Raw genomic sequence first — 17,385 nt, 5'->3', positions numbered from 1 at the left:
CCGGTCATCCCGCTCCACACCCTGCACCAAGAGATAGTCCCAGCCCAGCGATCACACCCGCGGCAGAACGCGCCGATAATTCAGCGCCCTCCTAGTCGCGGTCCTCGTCGGTCCAGTTGCCGCGCTCGCTGTTGAAGATCGACTTGCTGCCGGAGCCGGCCACCGGGCGGGACTGGGCCTGGTGAGTCTGCGCTGGGGCCACCGTCGTGGTGACCTCCTGCGCGGAGTCCATCCCGATCGGACCGGTGCCGTCGTCGTCGGAGTCGTCGTCGCCCTGCACCACGTCGACGCTCGCGGACGCGCGCAGACCGGTGCGCTGGATGACCCGCTGGATGGTCAGGTCCCGGTCGTCCGGGCGGCTGACCCACCGGATCTCCCGGAAGCCCTGGTCCTGCGCCGCGGACTCGAAGACGAAGTGGCCGTAGCCGAAGATCCGCCCGACGATCGGCTTCTGCAGGGTGATGTCCAGGACGCGCGCGATCGGCGTGGTCGCGACCGTCTGGGAGAAGACGCCGCGGATCCGCATGACCCGCATGTTCGTGACCACGAACCGGTCCCGGTGGTGGGTGAGGAACTGCCAGAAGGCGTGCATCAGCAGGATCAGCACGATCGCCAGCACCACTTGGGTGCCGCCGATCGAGTCGGTCACCAGCGCCACCAGCAGGGCAGTCGCCAGCACCACCTCGAGCATCGGCACCGTGAAGACCACCCAGTGCTGCCGGACCTCGTCGATGACGACTTCGCCCTCGTCCGAGATCAGATGGCGCCGGACCTTCGGATCGAAGATCCGGAACAGGCCTATTCCGGCCATCCGCTCACTCCCCTGTCACGCTTTTGTGTGACCCGTACAGCCAAGTGTCCCGCACGAGGGCTCGTCGCGGGACACTCCGGCGGCAGATCAGCTGAACAGCGCACTCAGGAAGGTGATCACGCTCTCGAATGCGTCACCGACGGCCGAGAACGCGCCGCCCACCGCGTCGGCTGCGTTTGCCGGCTGAGTGAACAGATAGAAAGCCGCAAAGGCGATGACCGACCAGATCAACAGCTTCTTCGGCATGTCACCACTCCTCGTTCGCAACCACTTCGGTCGACTGTGTTTGGATTTGTATCACGGACCGTCACCAATTGTCACTGACTGAACACAGCCCACCGCACAATGCTCACCAGCTACAAGTCCCATTCTGTAACGGATTCGGGGGCATGGCAGCAACCGGCGCGCCGCCGTGAGACGCGGATCGCGCCGTTGCGGGGAAATCTCCCCGGATCTGCCCGAATTCGGAACTCATGTCACTCCTATCACACCAGACGACACAATGTGACAGAGTGTGGTCGAGTGTTGCAGCTCGTGCCCCATCACAGCGCCGCGATGAGCTCGTCGGCGGCCGTGTACGGGTCCGTGTTCCCCTCGGCCACCTTGGCGGCCAGCACGTCCAGCCGGGCGTCGCCGTGCAGGTGCGCGAACCGGGACCGCAGCGCCGTCATCGCGATCGCCTCGATCTCGTCCCGGGCCCGGCTCCGGCGGCGCTCGTCCAGGACGCCGTTGGATGCCATCCAGGCCAGCCGGTCCTCGATCGCGGCCACCACCTCGGCGACCCCCTCGTTGCGTGAGGCAACGGTCTTGAGGATCGGCGGCGACCACGCGCCTTCGGGCCGCTCGGCCAGCGCCAGCATCGCCCGCAGGTCCCGGGTGACGGCCTGGACGCCGTCCCGATCGGCCTTGTTCACAACGTAGATGTCGCCCACCTCGAGGATGCCGGCCTTCGCCGCCTGGATCCCGTCGCCCATCCCCGGCGCCAGCAGCACCAGCGTCGTGTCGGCCATCCCGGCGATCTCCACCTCGGACTGACCGACCCCGACGGTCTCCACCAGGACGACGTCGAACCCGGCCGCGTCGAGCACCCGCAACGCCTGCGGCGTCGACCACGCCAGGCCGCCGAGATGCCCGCGGGACGCCATCGACCGGATGAACACCCCGGCATCCGTCGCGTGGTCCTGCATCCGCACCCGGTCGCCCAGCAATGCGCCGCCGGAGAACGGCGACGACGGGTCGACCGCGAGCACGCCGACCCGCTTCCCGGTCTCCCGGTACGCCGAGACCAGCGCCGACGTCGACGTGGACTTGCCGACCCCCGGGGAGCCGGTGATCCCGACGATGTGCGCGTTCCCGGCGTACGGCGACAGCGCCGCCATCACCTCGCGGAGCAGCGGCGACTCGTCCTCGACCAGCGAGATCAGCCGGGCGACGGCCCGGGAGTCACCCTCCCGGGCTCGCTCGACCAGTTCGCCGACCGGGGCGGTCCGTCGTGGCATCAGCCCTCTCGCAGTCAGCGCCGGGGTACCCGCACGATCAGGGCGTCACCCTGACCGCCACCGCCGCACAGGGCCGCGGCGCCGACGCCGCCGCCACGACGCCCGAGCTCCAGCGCGAGGTGCAGCACGAGGCGGGCGCCGGACATGCCGATCGGGTGGCCGAGGGCGATCGCGCCGCCGTTCACGTTGACCTTGTCGACGTCGACCTGGAGCTCCCGCGCGGACGCGATGCCGACCGCGGCGAAGGCCTCGTTGATCTCGATCAGGTCGAGCGCGGACGGCTCGATGCCCTCCTTCTGGCAGGCCTTGACGATCGCGTTCGCCGGCTGACTCTGCAGCGACGAGTCCGGTCCGGCGACCGAGCCGTGGGCGCCGATCTCGGCGATCCAGCTCAGCCCGAGCTCCTCGGCCTTCGCCTTGCTCATCACGACCACGGCGCAGCCGCCGTCGGAGATCTGCGAGGCCGAGCCGGCGGTGATCGTGCCGTCCTTGCCGAAGGCCGGCCGCAGCTTGGCCAGCGACTCGGCCGACGTGTCGCTGCGGACACCTTCGTCGCTGTCGACCACGATCGGGTCGCCCTTGCGCTGCGGCACCTCGACCGGGACCACCTCGTCGGCGAAGACGCCGTTCTTCCAGCCGGCCGCGGCCAACTGGTGCGAGCGGGCGCTGAACTCGTCCTGCTCCTCGCGGCTGAGCTTCAGGCCCTCGTTGTTCGCCTGGTCGGTGAGCGCGCCCATCGCCTGGTCGGTGAAGGCGTCCCAGAGGCCGTCGAACGCCATCGAGTCGACCAACGGCACATCTCCGTACTTGAAGCCCTCGCGGGACTTCGGCAGCAGGTGCGGGGAGTTCGTCATCGACTCCATGCCGCCGGCCACGACGACGTCGTACTCACCGGCGCGGATCAATTGATCGGCCAGGGCGATCGCGTTCAGGCCGGAGAGGCAGACCTTGTTGATCGTGATGGCCGGGATGTTCATCGGAATGCCGGCCTTGACCGCGGCCTGGCGGGCGGTGATCTGGCCGCCGCCGGCCTGCAGCACCTGGCCCATGATCACGTACTCGACCTGGTCCGGCGCGACGCCGGCCTTGTCCAGTGCGCCCTTGATCGCGAACCCGCCGAGCTCGGCGCCGGTGAAGCCCTTGAGGCCACCCAGCAGCCGCCCGATCGGGGTCCGCGCGCCGGCGACTATGACGGTGTGGTTCCGCGTGTCAGACATGCTGTCACGATACCTGCGACGGCACTGGTACGCCCCTGGTCCGACCCTGTCGATCAGGTCACACGCGGCGCGGGTTTGCCGGTCGACGTGATCGGCAGCTCATCGGTGAAAAGGATCCACCGCGGCACCTTCGCCGGCGTCAGCCGGGACCGCGCGTAGGCCACCAACTCCGGGCCCTCCACCGGGTCCCGCCGGACGACGTCCGCCCGCAGCAGGGCGCCGTACTCGTCGTCGGGTACGCCGACCACGCGGGCGTCGGCCACGGCCGGGTGCGTGAGCAACGCGTTCTCCACCTCGACCGGGAAGACGTTCTCCCCGCCGGTGACGATCAGATCGTCGGCCCGGCCGTCGACGAAGTACCGCCCGGCGGAGTCGCGATGCCCGAGATCGCCGGAATCCGCCGGAGTCCCCGCCAGTCGGCCGCCGACGTGCAGCCGACCGACGTCGCCGGCGGGCAGCGTTCGGCCCTCGTCGTCGAGGACCGCGAGTTGTACGCCGGCCGCCGGCCGACCGATCGTGCCCGGCGCCTCGCGCAGATCCATCGGGCCGGCGAGCGTCGCCCAGCCCAGTTCGCTGGATCCGTAGAGGTTGAACAGCATCGGTCCGAAGGCTCTCGTCAGCCGCTCCGCCACGGCCGGATGCAACTGCCCGGCACCACTGACGACAGCGCTGAGGGGTACCTCGACCCCGGTCCGCGCGACCTTCGACAGGATCGGCGGTACGCCGGTCAGCAGAGCGCCTGGGTGGTCGCGCAGGAAGTCCGCGACCTCGTCGGGATGGAAACGGCGCCGGACGACGACCGGCATCCCGAAGGCCAGCCCCAACGCCAGGAACCCGACCCCGAAACCGTGGAAGAAGGGCTGGGTGACGACCAGCGGAACCCCGTGCTGCAAGGGCAAACGTCGCACCAGGGTCGCGATCGGGACGGCTTGTGACACGGCCACCTTCCGCTCGACGACCTTCGGCGTACCCGTGCTGCCGGATGTCATCACGACCACCTGACCCCGGCGCCCGGCGCGGTGCTTGCCCACGTCGACGGCTGGTCCGCGGGGGTCGGCCAGGACGACGTCCGCGTTGGCGCGCAGGCCGGAGACGACGGCGGCGACGAAGGATCGGCCGTTGGGCTCGCGGACCACGACGCGCTCGCCGTCGGTCGGGTTGTGGGTCAGCTCTTCGAGGTCGGCGTACGTGAGCGGGCCGTCGTCGTCGATCAGCGCGACCTCGTCGGGATGGTTGCGGGCGGCAAGCTTCGTGAGGGTGGCCAGCGTCAGGCCGTGGGCGCGGAAGGCGCCGGGCGCGCGCCAGGGCCGCACGGCCGCCAGCAGCCGGCCGAGACCGATGGGTACGTCCCCCGCCACAGACTCAGTGTCGCATCGGCCACTTTTGGTTGGAATCGCGTGGACTGCTGGGCCACGCTGGCGCTATGGACCACCTCGCCGCCACCAAGACCCTGTTCGAAGCGATCGACCACGTGGGCATCGCCGTGGCCGACTTCGACGAGGCCGTCCGGTACTACGCCGACGTCTTCGGGATGACCGTCGCGCACGAAGAGGTCAACGAGGAGCAGGGCGTCCGGGAGGCGATGCTGTCGGTCGGCGACTCGGGGTCGTCGATCCAGCTGCTGGCGCCACTGTCGGAGGCGTCGCCGATCGCGAAGTTCCTCGACCAGCGCGGGCCCGGCATCCAGCAACTGGCCTACCGGGTGCGCGACCTCGACGCGGTGTCGGCCACGCTGCGCGAGCGCGGCGCGCGGCTGCTGTACGACGAGCCGAAGCGGGGCACGGCCGGGTCGCGGGTGAACTTCATCCACCCGAAGTCGGCCGGCGGCGTCCTGGTCGAGCTCGTCGAGCCCGCCTGACGCTTTGCGTGACCACGGCGGCGCTCTCGGTGTCGCTCGGCAAAGCTGAGGAAACCTCACCGTTACCGCCGTCCCACACCGGGTGACGGCACGCGCCGACACACTGCTGAGTGGCGTTTCGCGGACTACGCTGTTCGGGTGCTGAGGGACAGCGCCACCGACTCTCTGGACGGTGTGCCGACGGGGTTCCAGCACGACGCCTTCGTCTACACGTCGGACGAGGAGTTCGTGCGACTCGCGACACCTTTCGTCCACGACGGCCTGGCAACGGGTGCGGCGATAGTCGCGGCCCTGTCGCCTGCCCGGATCGCCTTGCTGAGCGCGGCACTCGGGCCCACGGGCAAGCAGGTCGGCTTCGTCGACATCACCGAGGCCGGCCGCAACCCGGCCCGGCTGATCCCGCTGTGGCGCGAGGCGCTCGAGCAGAACCCGGGCCGCCCGGTCCGCGGCCTCGGCGAGCCGGCCTACCCGGGCCGGACCGAGGCAGAGTACGACGAGGCCGTGCTGCACGAGGCGCTGATCGACATCGCGTTCGCCGCCGACAAGGACCTCCGGCTGCTCTGTCCGTACCAGGCCTCGGTCGGTATCGACCCGACCGCCACCCACTCAGGCGCGGAAGCCCTTGCGGACAAGACGTTCCGTACGGCGCTGAGCGACGTACCGGATCGGGCCGAGCGCTGGGAGTTCGGGCTGGCCGACCTCGGGCACGTCCGGCAGTGGATGACCGCGCAGGCGTCGTCGTACGGGGTGTCGCGGGACCGGCTGGAAGACCTGGCGCTCGCGCTGCACGAGATCTGCACGAACAGCATCCGGTTCGGCGGCGGCCGCGGGACGCTGTCGGTGTGGATCGCGGACGGGGCGCTGATCTGCGACGTGGCCGACGGCGGCCGGATCGACGACCTGCTGGTCGGCCGGGTGCTGCCACCGCTCGACGGGCTCGGCGGACGCGGTGTCTGGCTGGCCAACCAGCTCTGCGACCTGGTCCAGCTGCGGTCCGGCGACGGCTTCACGCAGGTGCGTCTGCACACGCGCCTTCGGTGATAAGACCACTGACAACGGTGGACTGAAAAAGTGACGGTCGTCTCGTTGTGTCACAACCCACAGCGGGACGTGCATACTCAGCGGTAAGTTCCGCTCACCCAGGCCGCCGCTGCAGGAGGTACGACGTGAAGCAGATCCTCGAAGCGATTCTGTCCGGTGACACCGCCGCCGTCGGTGCGCTCGACGTACCGGACCACTACCGCGGCATCACCGTGCACGCCGACGAGGCGACCATGTTCGAGGGTCTGGACAGCAAGGAGAAGGACCCGCGCAAGAGCCTGCACCTCGACGACGTCCCGACCCCCGAGCTCGGCCCGGGCGAGGCGCTGGTCGCGGTGATGGCGAGCGCGATCAACTACAACACCGTCTGGACCTCGATCTTCGAGCCGGTGTCGACGTTCGCGTTCCTGAAGCGGTACGGGAAGCTGTCGCCGCTGACCGCCCGGCACGACCTGCCGTACCACGTGGTCGGCTCCGACCTGGCGGGCGTCGTACTGCGGACCGGTCCGGGCGTGAACGCGTGGAAGCCCGGCGACGAGGTGGTGGCGCACTGCCTGTCGGTCGAGCTCGAGTCGCCGGACGGGCACAACGACACGATGCTCGACTCCGAGCAGCGGATCTGGGGCTTCGAGACCAACTTCGGCGGGCTGGCCGAGCTCGCGCTGGTGAAGTCGAACCAGCTGATGCCCAAGCCCGAGCACCTGACCTGGGAGGAGGCAGCGTCCCCGGGGCTGGTGAACAGCACGGCGTACCGGCAACTGGTCTCCGCGAACGGCGCGAACATGAAGCAGGGCGACGTCGTACTGATCTGGGGCGCGTCCGGCGGGCTCGGCTCCTACGCGACCCAGTTCGCGCTGAACGGCGGGGCGATCCCGGTCTGCGTGGTGTCGTCGCCGGAGAAGGCGGAGATCTGCCGGGCGATGGGTGCGGAGCTGATCATCGACCGGTCGGCCGAGGGGTACCGGTTCTGGAAGGACGAGGTGACCCAAGACCAGAAGGAGTGGAAGCGGTTCGGGGCCCGGATCCGGGAGCTGACCGGTGGCGACGACCCGGACATCGTGTTCGAGCACCCGGGGCGGGAGACGTTCGGGGCGTCGGTGTACGTCGCCCGGCGCGGCGGCACGATCGTGACCTGCGCGTCGACGTCGGGGTTCATGCACGAGTACGACAACCGGTATTTGTGGATGAACCTGAAACGGATCATCGGCTCCCATTTCGCCAACTACCGCGAGGCCTGGGAGGCCAACCGGTTGATTGCCAAGGGCATGGTCCATCCGACGGTCAGCAAGGTGTACCCGCTGGAGGACACCGCCCAGGCCGCGTACGACGTGCACCGCAACCTGCACCAGGGCAAGGTCGGCGTGCTCACCCTGGCCCCGTCCGAGGGCCTCGGCGTACGGGACCCGGAACTGCGCGAGAAGCACGCGGCGGCCATTAATCGCTTCCGTAACAGGTAGTTCTCCCCAGGCACCCGATTGGCTGGTTACGTCCTCGTTCTGACAGGCTTAAGGTGGGGGATTCACGCTGAGCCGCCAGAAGGGAATCTCGGGAAATGCCTGACGAGTCGAGCCTGCCGTTCTTCGACCGTACGGCGACCGCGGCCGGGGGCTTCCCGGTCAGCCGTCGCGGGTACGACAAGCAGGCCGTGGACGACTACGTCCGCGCGCTGGAAATGCAACTCGTCGAGGCACGCAACCGGGCCGACCAGCTCCAGGCCAGCGTCGCGCCGATGCAGCGGCAGCTCGAGGAGACCCGGCGGCAGCTGGAGGCGAGCGCCAACCCGTCGTACGCCGGTCTCGGCGACCGGGCGGCGCAGATCCTCCGGCTCGCCCAGGACCAGGCCTCCGAGGCGCTCGAGGAGGCTCGCCGGGAGGCCGACGAGCTGCGGGCCACCGCGGCCAAGGAGGCGGCGTCTGCCCGGGCGACCGGCGAGCGTGAGGCCGAGGACATCCGCTCGGTCGCGCTGAACGAGGCGGACAGCATGCGCCGGACGGCCGAGGGTGACGCGGCGGAGCTGCGCCGTACCGCGGAGACCGAGGGCGCCGAGGTGCTGCAGACCGCGCGGCGCAAGGCCGAGCAGCTGATGCTGACCGCCGAGTCCCAGGCCAGCACGCTGAAGAACGGCGCTCTGCACGAGGCGGAGAAGATCCGGACCGCGATCCAGCGGGAGTCCGCCGCGCTGCGGGCCCGGCTGGCCGACGAGCGCGAGCAGCAGGCCAAGGAGCTGGCCGACAAGCACCAGCAGATCGCGGCCGACACCGAGAACCTGACCACCCAGATGCGCGAGGCCGCCGAGGCCTCGGAGCGGCGCGTCGCGGAGGCGACCGAGCAGGCCCGCAAGATCCGCGCCGAGGCCGAGGAGTCGGCCGAGCGGACCATCGCCCGGGCCCGGCGCGAGTCCGAGCAGCTGCTCACCACCGCGCGGACGCGGTCCGACGCCGAGCTGACCAACGCCGCCGACGAGGCCGAGCGGTCCCGGACCATCGTCGCCCGGGAGACCGAGCGGCTGGCCAAGCGCCGCGACGGCATCCTGACCCAGATCGCCGGGCTGAACGAGATCGCCAGCAACATCGCCCGCCAGGCCGCCGAGCTCGACTCCGAGACGGCCGCGCCCGCGTACGTGACCCCCTTCGGCCGCCCCGAGGCCACTCCCCCGGCAGCACCCGCCGCGCCGGCGTCGGCTGCACCGAGCGGCTTCGCGGCGCCCGCCGAGACGGTGGCGCCGGCCGGCAGCCCGTTCGCGCCCCGGGAGTCCGTGCCCCCGGCGGAGGCCGACGCCCCGACCAGCCCGTTCGCGCCGCGGGACAGCGCGTTCTCCACGCCCAGCGTGCTGCCGAAGGCGGACGAGGACGAGGCGCCGGCCGACAGCCCGTTCGCGCCGAAGCCTGCTGCCTCGTCGTACGACGAGGACGAGGACGGCCCGTTCACCGGGTCCAGCCCGTTCGTGGGCGCCGGCGCGGGTGACGCGCGGGTGGACGAGACCCGGATCGACACCGGGCTGCGGGTGGACACCAAGGTCGCCGAGGAGCTCACCAGCAGGTCCGCCGGTGGCCCCGGGGACGACGACGAGGAGCCGGTCGACTCCACCAAGATCGACGAGTTCCGGCTGAGTGACCTCGACGACGAGGAGACTTCGGTGCAGGCCGCATCGCCTTCCGAGGACGAAACTGTCGACGACAAGGCAGTCGACGACACGGAAGACGATGACCCGGCCGACGACGAGAAGACCGACGAGGCCGCAGCCGGCTCGCGATCCCCGAAGGACAAGATGTGACGCCACCCGGCGACGAAAACTCCACAGCGACGCCCGACCGGGACCTCGCGGAGGCCACCCGCGAGGCCCAGGCCGCCGCCGCCGAAGCGGAAGCCGCCGCCGACCAGGCCGAGCAGGCGGCGCGTGAAGCCGACCGCTCCGCCGACTCTGCTGACCACTCTGCCCGTGAAGCCGACGACTCGGCCGGCGAGGCCGAGGGGTCGGCGGACCAGGCCGGCGTCTCCGCCAACCGCTCCGAGGCCTCGGCCGAGAAGGCAGACGCCTCCGCCGACGACGCGGAGGATTCCGAAGCCGAAGCGAAGAGCGCCGCGAAGGCGGCTGACGAGTCCGAGGCCCAAGCAGGCAAGGCGGATGACGACGACCTGGCCAACGAGCTGCTGATCGAGGAGCGGCACCCGGACGTCGGCATGGGCCTGCCCGGCCCGCCGCTGCGGCGCTCGAACCCGTTCATGTTCGGCTTCTTCGCAGCTCTCGGCGTGCTGGTCGCCTGGGGCCTGTGGAACGCCCTCGGCCAGGCCCGCTCCGTCCTCATCCTGCTGCTGGTCTCGATGTTCATCGCCGTCGGCCTGAACCCGCTCGTCGAGTGGTTCATGCGCCGCGGCCTGAAGCGCGGCCTGTCCGTCGGTGTCGTGTTCCTGCTGATGATCCTCGCGGTGGCCGGCGTCGGCTTCGCGATCGTCCCGGTCGTCACCGACCAGATCAACAGCCTGATCAGGAACGCCCCCGAGTATCTCGATCTGCTGACCAAGTCGAGGACCCTCAACGAGCTCAACGACCGCTACCAGTTCATCCAGAAGGCCCAGGACTACATCCAGGACCCGGCCCTGGCGCAGCGTGCGTTCGGCGGCATCCTCGGCGTCGGCCGGGTGGTCGCGAACGCGCTCTTCTCCGGATTCACGATCCTGATCCTGACGCTGTACTTCCTGGCCTCACTGCCGTCGGTCAAGCGGGCGGCGTACAGCCTGGTCCCGGCCAGCCGCCGGACCCGGGTCAGCATCCTCGGCGACGAGGTCCTCAGCCGGGTCGGCGGCTACGTCAGCGGCCAGTTCATGGTCGCCGCGTGCGCCGGCTTCTTCATGTTCGTCTTCCTGCAGGTCGCCGGCCTGCGCGAGTACGCGCTGGCGCTGGCGATCGTGGTGATGTTCACCGCGTTCATCCCGATGGTCGGTGGCCTGATCGGCGTCGTCATCGTCGCCCTGATCGGCTTCACCAGCGGCCTGTGGATCGGCGTCGCCTGCCTCGCCTACGGCATCATCTACCAGCAGATCGAGAACTACGTCATCGCTCCCCGCATCATGCGCCGAGCCGTCGACATCCCCGGCGCCGTCACCGTCATCGCCGCCCTCCTCGGCGGCGCCCTCCTAGGCGTGGTAGGCGCCCTCCTGGCCATCCCCACCGCCGCCGCCGTCCTCCTCATCATCCGAGAAGTCTGGGTCCGCAAAGCCGACGACTCCTGACGAACCGATCGAGCAGACGGGCACGTCAGGGGCAGGTCTGCTGGTACGGACGGCCGGCGAAGGCTTGGGTCCACTCGTCGGCCGTCAGGTTGCGGCCCGCCATCGTGCACGCGTAGGCGATCGTCTTCTCCGGGTCGATGTCCCACTGATGGATCTTCCCGTCGTACGACGAGATCGTGACGGTACCGTCCGTCAGGAAGGCCGGCGAGACCGCGTGCGGCTCGCCCTCGGCAGCGACCGACACGGTGCCGAGCGATGCGAGGGTCCGGGTGTCCCACACACTGACTGTCCCGTCGACGGCTCCGGAAACGATCCTGCTGCCGTCCGGCGAGAAACGGACGGCGAGACCCTGGTCGGTGTGTTCGGTGGTCGCCGCGCGCTTGACCGTGCCCGATCGGACATCGATCAGAACGACATCGCCTCCGGTCCCGGTGCCGGCAACGAGGTCCCCACCCGGCGAGAAGGTCGCGTGGTTGAGGCGTAGCGGGACGTCTCCCTCCGAGACGATCGCCCCCGTTTCGGTGTCCATGACCCGCCACACCTGCCGATCACCGGACATGAGGTCTTCGAAGACCACCATCAGGCGGCCGTCCGCAGACGAGGCCATACAGCAGGTCGCCGGCACGTAGGTGGTCTTTCCGGTGGACCACAACTCCTCGTCGTTCGGCTTGAGTGCCGGGTCGAAGTACATGACGCGCTCCCACCCACCGACGGCAATCTGTCGGCCGTTGTCGACGTACGCGATCGAGCGCACGTTGACGTTCGCGCGGTCTGGTAGGTCGTCGACCGTCTTGACCACCGCACCTTTCAGCGCGTCGACGACCCGCAGTGACGACCCGTCGTGAACGACCAGTTGGTTGCCGTTCGGATGCCAGGCCATCGGCGCCTGCCGCCCCACAGGCCAGTCGAGGCCCAGCTGGACCGGCGGTGTGACCGTGCCTGCGGCGTGGTCGGCAACTCTCATCCAGGTGGCGTCGCCTTCCCGCCACAGGTATGCGGTCCGTTGCCCGTTGTCGGAGGCAAGGACATCGGCGTACTGACGCACCGGGACGGCTGTGGTCGAACGAACGTGGCGGTGCCGGCCTGCAAGGTCGTAGCTGCGCAGGACGCCGTCGTCACCACCGGTGTACAGGGTTTGCGAGTCCGGGCCGAAGCCGACGGCCCACGGCACTTCGGCGGTCCTGATCGTGTGCCGTCGGGTCCCACTGGCCACATCCCAGACGACTGCATCGCCACCGGACTCGGTCGTCGCGAGCAGCTTGCCGTCCGGCGAGAACGCGAGGCCGCGGGCTGGGTCCGATCGAGTGGGCAGCACGCGGACGACTGCGCCTGTTCGCGCGTCGGCCAACGCCGCGGACCACCAGTTGTCGCCGGCCTCGTTGTATGCGAGCAGTTCACCATTCCTCGAGAGGTCGAATCCCGGCACAACGAACGTGTCTTGATGTTGCCACTTCAGCCTGCGTGTCCGCACGTCGTAGGCGCCGAGCGGCCAGGCGGTGTAGAGGGTTCCGCCGTCGGGACTCAGCTCGATGCCCATAGGGTTGTCGCGCAGGACCACTGTGCGCGGCGCGCGGTCGACGGCGGTGAGATCCCAGATCATGGCCAGCCCGGTCGGGGGCGAGAAGCTGTTCTCGACCGACGACTGCTCGACCCGCATGCCCGCGGCGAGGTAGCGACCATCCGCGCTGAAGGCCAGGGCGGTCAAGGCGAGCGGGACGAAACCCTCGAGCTTCGGCTGTGGCGCCACTGGTTCCAGCGTGTCGGCCTTCAACAACCGAACCGGCCAGTCGGGGGCTAAAGGAACGCCTGCCGGGTCGAACGCGATCACAGCCAACAGACTCCCATCGGGACTGAACTGTGGCCGGGCGAAGACTTCCTCGCCGGGCGGCAGCGACCCGAAGCTGTGCGACGCGAGTACTCGTCCGGATTCGGCGTCGTACAGGTGGAAATTCGCCCTGCTGTCTCCGGACACGATCCGGCTGCCGTCCGGTGATACCTCGACCGTCTCGGTCCTGCCGGACGCCGACGGGATGGACCGGGTCAGGAGGGGCCGCTTGTTCATCACGGTCACCAGGTTGGCCCGGGTTTCCGCGGAGTCGTCGAAACGCGCGGCCTGTACGGCGAGCAGGAGTGACAGGCTGATGTCGTCGGTCAGCAGCGAGCGAGCCGAAGCCTGACGGGCCAGGTCGTTGATCGCGGCCTGTTCCAGGCGGTCGGCCTGCCGTACCGCGACCAGACCCGCGATCAGCGCGCCCACCAGAAGCAGGGCGGCAGCGGCGAGAGCGCCACGTAACCGGCGATTGATGTGCCGCTCCTGACGGGCTTGGTCCTCGGCCGCCCGCAACTCTCGTTCGGACAGTCGTTTGCTCGCGGCCAGGAACTCCTCTTCGACAGCTGTCAACGTAGGTGCCGCCCGCTCGCGCCAATCCAAGGCCTTGGCCAGCCGAACACCTCGGTAGAGCTCGCTGTCAGCTCGGCCGACGGTGTTCCAGGAATCGGCCGCGATCGCCAGGTGATGCAGGATTCGCTGACCGTCGAGGTCGTCATCGAGCCACCCGCGCAGGCGTGGCCATGCGCGAACCAGAGACTCGTGAGCCAGTTCTACGGCACCCGCATCACTCGTCACCAACCTCGACGCCACCAACCGGTCGAGCATGGTGTCGTCCTCGGGACGGGAGATCACGAGCCGCCGTGGCATGCGGCTTCGTACCGGCTCTCCCTCCGGGCCGGGGGCTACGAGCCGCAGCAGAAGATCGCGCAGAACCGCACGCTCGCCCGGCGACGCCTGTTCATGCACCTGTTCGGCCGACTGCGCGACCGCACCCCGAATTCCGCCTGACGCGTTGTACCCGGCGACCGTCAGCGTGCGGCCCTCCCGGCGCCGCCAGGTCTCGCGCAGGGCGTGTGACATCAGGGGCAGGGCGCCCGGCTGATCGGCCACGTCGTTGACCACCAGATCGACCAGACCGGGTTCGACGACCAGCGAAGCCAGCCGCGCCGGCTCCTCCACGGCGGACCGCAGGGCAGGACGTGTCAGACCGGACAACAAGTAGAGCCCACGCTCGACGACTCGCGCGAATCCGGCGTTGGAGGAGACATCCGGCAGCCGATCGGCGCGGATCGACATGATCAGCGGCGCCACGGCCTGGTGGGAGTTGAGCGCTGCCAAGAATGCCTCCCGCTCGGCATCGTCGTGGCACAGCGTGAAGACCTCTTCCAACTGATCCACCAGCAAAACGGGCGCCGAGCCGGTTGTGGGCAAGGCCGCCGCGAGCGCGGCGACCGGATGCGGTCCTGGTGTCATGACGACGACCCGCTGACCGTCACGCCGCAACGCTGCGGCAACACCGGCACGGACCAACGATGACTTGCCACAACCCGACGGTCCGGCGACGGCCAGCACCGAGTTCTCGGTCAAGATTCGAAGGCATGCCGCGATGTCGGCGTCTCGCCCGAAGAAGCCGTCCGCGTCGTCGACGTCGTACGGCCGCAGACCGGGATAGGGGCACACCGGGCTCGGTTCCGGCAACGGGCTTTGGACTGTCAACGCCGGGTCCTGGGGCAGGATCGCCTGCTCCAACGCGTCGATCTCCGGGCTGGGGTCCAGGCCGAGCTCGCGGTTCAGCGCACCACGCAGCCGTTGGATCGTGCGCAACGCCTCCCCCTGACGGCCGGCCTGGTACTGCGCAGTCGCGAGCAGAACCCAACGACGCTCACGCAGCGGATCCTCGGAGACCAGCGCCTGGGCCTTCGCCATCACCTGGTCGTGCTGGCCCGATCGCAGGGCCGACTCGACGTACAACTCCTCGGCCGCCTGGCGCAACTCAGTCAGCCGCGACACCTCGATCCGGGCCGGGTCCCAACCGTCCAGCTCGGTCAGCGGCCGACCGCGCCAAAGTGTCAGCGCGTCCGCGAGTACCAGGCCTGATCGCTCGGGTTCGCCCGCCGCGAGCAGACCGCGGGCGCGGACCACTGCGCGATCGAATCGCTGCGAATCGATCTCATCGAGCGGAACAGCCAGGCGGTAGCCGGGTGGCGCAGTCTCGATCGCATGTGTGCCAAGGACCTTGCGAAGCCGGACGACACAGCCCTGGACCACCTTCGGCCAGGAGGCCGGCAGCCGCTCGCCCCACAGGACGTGGGCAAGCTGATCGGCGCTGACCACATCGCCGGGATGTACCGCCAGCGCTGCCAGTACGACCCGGTCGCGGCGGGCGAGGGCCTTCTGATCCCCCTCGATCGTCAGCGGGCCGAGAACAGCGATACCCACCTCTCGACTGTCCGTCCGTCGGCCCAGAGCGTCAACCGGCCTGATACCGGCTTGATACCGGGCTGGTCTCGACCGGCTTCAGCGGCGCAGCTTCTCGGTTTCGGCTGTCTGGGTGGCAGGTACGGCGGGGAGGTGGACTGTTACTTGGAGGCCGCCGGTGGGGCGGGGGGTTAGGGAGAGGGTGCCGTCGTGGGCTTGGGTGATGCTTTTGACGATGGCCAGGCCCAGGCCTACGCCGGCGTGGTCGGTGCGGACGCGTTCTGTGCCGCGTTGGAACGGCTCGACGAGGGTGGAGAGGAGTTGGGGGGCCAGGTTCTCGCCGGCGTTTTCCACGGTGAGCGCCACGGTGTCGGGGTGGACGGTGGTCGTGACCCGAACCGTGCCTTGTGAGGGCAGGTTGTGGACGATCGCGTTGTGGACGAGGTTCGTGGTCAGCTGCAGCAGGAGTGCGTGGGAGCCGATGGTGGGGGTCAGGTCGCCCGAGGTCTCGATGGTGAGCCCGCGTTGTTCTGCGAGTGGGAGGAGAGTCTCGACGGCTTCCTCCGCCAGCAGGGACAGGTCGACGCGTTCGCGGGTGAAGGCCCGGCGGTCGGCGCGGCTGAGCAGGAGCAACGCCTCGGTGAGGTCGATCGCTCGGGTGTTGACGGCGTACAGGCGCTCGACGAGCTCGTCGGTGTTGCGGTTGCGGTCGTTGCGGGCGACGTCGAGCAGTGCCTGCGTGATCGCGAGTGGGGTGCGCAGTTCGTGGGAGGCGTTGGCTGCGAATCTCCGCTGTGCGGCGACATGTGCTTCGAGCTGACCGAGCATGCCGTCGAAGGCGTCGGCGAGCTCGCGGAACTCGTCCTTGTGGCCTTCCAGCTCGATCCGGTGGGCCAGCGACCCGGTGGCGGCCTTGCGGGTGGCGTCGGTGATGCGAGTCAGCGGCGCGAGCATGCGGCCGGCGAGCAGCCACCCGCCGACGAGACCGAACACCAGCAGGATCGCCATCACCGCGGCTGCCCGTGGAGCGAACTCGCGCAGCAGGGTGGACCGGACGGGGAAGACACCTGGAGTGGTGGCTTCCGGGACCACGAGCATCGCCCGGTCGGGGACGTACCGCAGGAGAAAGAGCCACACGGCGCCGAGCAGCAAGGCGCCGGCCAGCATCAGGAACCCGGCGTAGCTGAGGGTGAGCTTGAGGCGAACGCTGAAGCCAGGTTGCCTATCCACGGTCCCCTCCGGTGTCGATGCGGTACCCGACGCCGGCCACGGTCGCGATGACCCACGGCTCGCCGAGCCGTTTGCGCAGCGCCGAAACGGTGATGCGTACGGCGTTGGTGAACGGGTCGGCGTTCTCGTCCCAGGCCCGTTCCAGCAGCTCCTCGGCGCTGACAACCCCACCCTCGGCAGCGACGAGAACTTCGAGTACGGCGAACTGCTTCCGGGTCAATGCGACGTACCGGCCCTCGCGGTAGACCTCCCGCCGAAACGGGTCCAGCCGCAGGCCCGCGATCTCCCACACCGGCGGCCGGTTGTGGGCGCGCCGGCGGTCGAGTGCTCTGAGCCTGAGCACGAGCTCCTGCAGTGCGAAGGGCTTCGTCAGGTAGTCGTCGGCGCCGAGCTCGAACCCGGAGGCCTTGTCGTCGAGCCGGTCGGCAGCGGTCAGCATCAGGATCGGCATACCGCTGCCGGAGGCAACGATCCGCTTGGCGATCTCGTCACCGGACGGGCCGGGGATGTCCCGGTCGAGTACGGCGATGTCGTAGGCGTTGACGCTCAGCAGCTCCAGCGCGGTGTCACCGTCACCGGCGATGTCGGACGCGATCGCCTCCAGGCGCAGGCCATCGCGGATGGCCGCTGCCATGTCGGGTTCGTCCTCGACGACCAACACACGCACGCCATCGATGCTACGGGCCCACACATATCGCCCGCATATCGAAATCCTCGTACGCGCTGGCAACACCGCGCTCCCTTGGCTT

At 69.4% G+C, this 17,385-nt stretch carries 13 protein-coding genes; 5 read left to right on the top strand and 8 right to left on the bottom strand.

The genetic code is table 11. The annotated features are described in order from the left end of the window. Nucleotides 1–91 precede the first annotated feature (91 nt). The 5 genes from AB0H36_RS42345 to AB0H36_RS42325 all read right to left on the bottom strand — a co-directional run bounded on the left by AB0H36_RS42345 (nt 92) and on the right by AB0H36_RS42325 (nt 4,885). On the bottom strand, nt 92–811 hold the full coding sequence (locus AB0H36_RS42345; RefSeq protein WP_360536760.1) for a PH domain-containing protein: 720 nt from the start codon (nt 809–811) through the stop codon (nt 92–94). 87 nt (nt 812–898) lie between these two features. Further along, a complete protein-coding gene (locus tag AB0H36_RS42340; RefSeq protein ID WP_360536758.1) occupies nt 899–1,057 on the bottom strand; it encodes a hypothetical protein in 159 nt (52 codons plus the stop codon). Nucleotides 1,058–1,353: 296 nt separating this feature from the next. Beyond that, complete coding sequence (gene meaB / locus AB0H36_RS42335) at nt 1,354–2,310, bottom strand: methylmalonyl Co-A mutase-associated GTPase MeaB (RefSeq protein WP_360536756.1); 957 nt, start codon at nt 2,308–2,310, stop codon at nt 1,354–1,356. Nucleotides 2,311–2,324: 14 nt separating this feature from the next. Beyond that, nucleotides 2,325–3,527 carry an acetyl-CoA C-acetyltransferase gene (locus tag AB0H36_RS42330; protein WP_360536754.1) on the bottom strand — a complete coding sequence of 401 codons (1,203 nt, stop codon included), beginning with the start codon at nt 3,525–3,527 and terminating at the stop codon, nt 2,325–2,327. 53 nt (nt 3,528–3,580) lie between these two features. After that, complete coding sequence (locus AB0H36_RS42325; protein ID WP_360536752.1) at nt 3,581–4,885, bottom strand: AMP-binding protein; 1,305 nt, start codon at nt 4,883–4,885, stop codon at nt 3,581–3,583. A gap of 65 nt (nt 4,886–4,950) precedes the next feature. On the opposite strand from AB0H36_RS42325, the gene mce reads away from it, so the two are divergent. The 5 genes from mce to AB0H36_RS42300 all read left to right on the top strand — a co-directional run bounded on the left by mce (nt 4,951) and on the right by AB0H36_RS42300 (nt 11,157). After that, nucleotides 4,951–5,385, top strand: coding sequence for a methylmalonyl-CoA epimerase (mce, locus tag AB0H36_RS42320; protein ID WP_360536750.1), 435 nt, complete (start codon nt 4,951–4,953; stop codon nt 5,383–5,385). Nucleotides 5,386–5,523: 138 nt separating this feature from the next. Beyond that, nucleotides 5,524–6,426 (top strand): sensor histidine kinase, encoded by a 903-nt coding sequence (locus AB0H36_RS42315; protein WP_360536748.1) that lies wholly within the window; start codon nt 5,524–5,526, stop codon nt 6,424–6,426. Between the two features lie 125 nt (nt 6,427–6,551). Further along, nucleotides 6,552–7,883 (top strand): crotonyl-CoA carboxylase/reductase, encoded by a 1,332-nt coding sequence (gene ccrA / locus AB0H36_RS42310; protein ID WP_360536746.1) that lies wholly within the window; start codon nt 6,552–6,554, stop codon nt 7,881–7,883. Nucleotides 7,884–7,978: 95 nt separating this feature from the next. Beyond that, nucleotides 7,979–9,700 carry a transposase gene (locus AB0H36_RS42305; RefSeq protein ID WP_360536744.1) on the top strand — a complete coding sequence of 574 codons (1,722 nt, stop codon included), beginning with the start codon at nt 7,979–7,981 and terminating at the stop codon, nt 9,698–9,700. Further along, complete coding sequence (locus tag AB0H36_RS42300) at nt 9,697–11,157, top strand: AI-2E family transporter (protein WP_360536742.1); 1,461 nt, start codon at nt 9,697–9,699, stop codon at nt 11,155–11,157. The genes AB0H36_RS42305 and AB0H36_RS42300 overlap by 4 nt, the downstream gene beginning before the upstream one ends. 25 nt (nt 11,158–11,182) lie before the next feature. Here the strand turns inward: AB0H36_RS42300 and AB0H36_RS42295 are convergent, their stop codons facing one another. The 3 genes from AB0H36_RS42295 to AB0H36_RS42285 form a co-directional block, all read right to left on the bottom strand. Next, nucleotides 11,183–15,427: a BTAD domain-containing putative transcriptional regulator gene (locus tag AB0H36_RS42295; RefSeq protein ID WP_360536740.1), complete on the bottom strand. Its 4,245-nt coding sequence runs from the start codon at nt 15,425–15,427 to the stop codon at nt 11,183–11,185. Between the two features lie 78 nt (nt 15,428–15,505). Then, nucleotides 15,506–16,636, bottom strand: a complete 1,131-nt coding sequence (locus AB0H36_RS42290) for a HAMP domain-containing sensor histidine kinase (protein ID WP_360536738.1) — start codon at nt 16,634–16,636, stop codon at nt 15,506–15,508. After that, a complete protein-coding gene (locus tag AB0H36_RS42285; RefSeq protein WP_360536736.1) occupies nt 16,629–17,303 on the bottom strand; it encodes a response regulator transcription factor in 675 nt (224 codons plus the stop codon). The genes AB0H36_RS42290 and AB0H36_RS42285 overlap by 8 nt, the downstream gene beginning before the upstream one ends. Between the last annotated feature and the right edge of the window lie 82 nt (nt 17,304–17,385).

It is taken from the genome of Kribbella sp. NPDC050820, assembly GCF_040653975.1.
Classification (GTDB): domain Bacteria; phylum Actinomycetota; class Actinomycetes; order Propionibacteriales; family Kribbellaceae; genus Kribbella.
Note: the sequence above shows the minus strand (reverse complement) of the source record. Positions and strands in the feature narration are given on the sequence as shown.

Excerpts from the sequence above, each read along its gene's own strand:
- AB0H36_RS42345 (WP_360536760.1), bottom strand. The coding sequence starts at position 811 with ATGGCCGGAATAGGCCTGTTCCGGATCTTCGATCCGAAGGTCCGGCGC.
- AB0H36_RS42340 (WP_360536758.1), bottom strand. The coding sequence starts at position 1,057 with ATGCCGAAGAAGCTGTTGATCTGGTCGGTCATCGCCTTTGCGGCTTTC.
- meaB (WP_360536756.1), bottom strand. The coding sequence starts at position 2,310 with ATGCCACGACGGACCGCCCCGGTCGGCGAACTGGTCGAGCGAGCCCGG.
- AB0H36_RS42330 (WP_360536754.1), bottom strand. The coding sequence starts at position 3,527 with ATGTCTGACACGCGGAACCACACCGTCATAGTCGCCGGCGCGCGGACC.
- mce (WP_360536750.1), top strand. The coding sequence starts at position 4,951 with ATGGACCACCTCGCCGCCACCAAGACCCTGTTCGAAGCGATCGACCAC.
- AB0H36_RS42305 (WP_360536744.1), top strand. The coding sequence starts at position 7,979 with ATGCCTGACGAGTCGAGCCTGCCGTTCTTCGACCGTACGGCGACCGCG.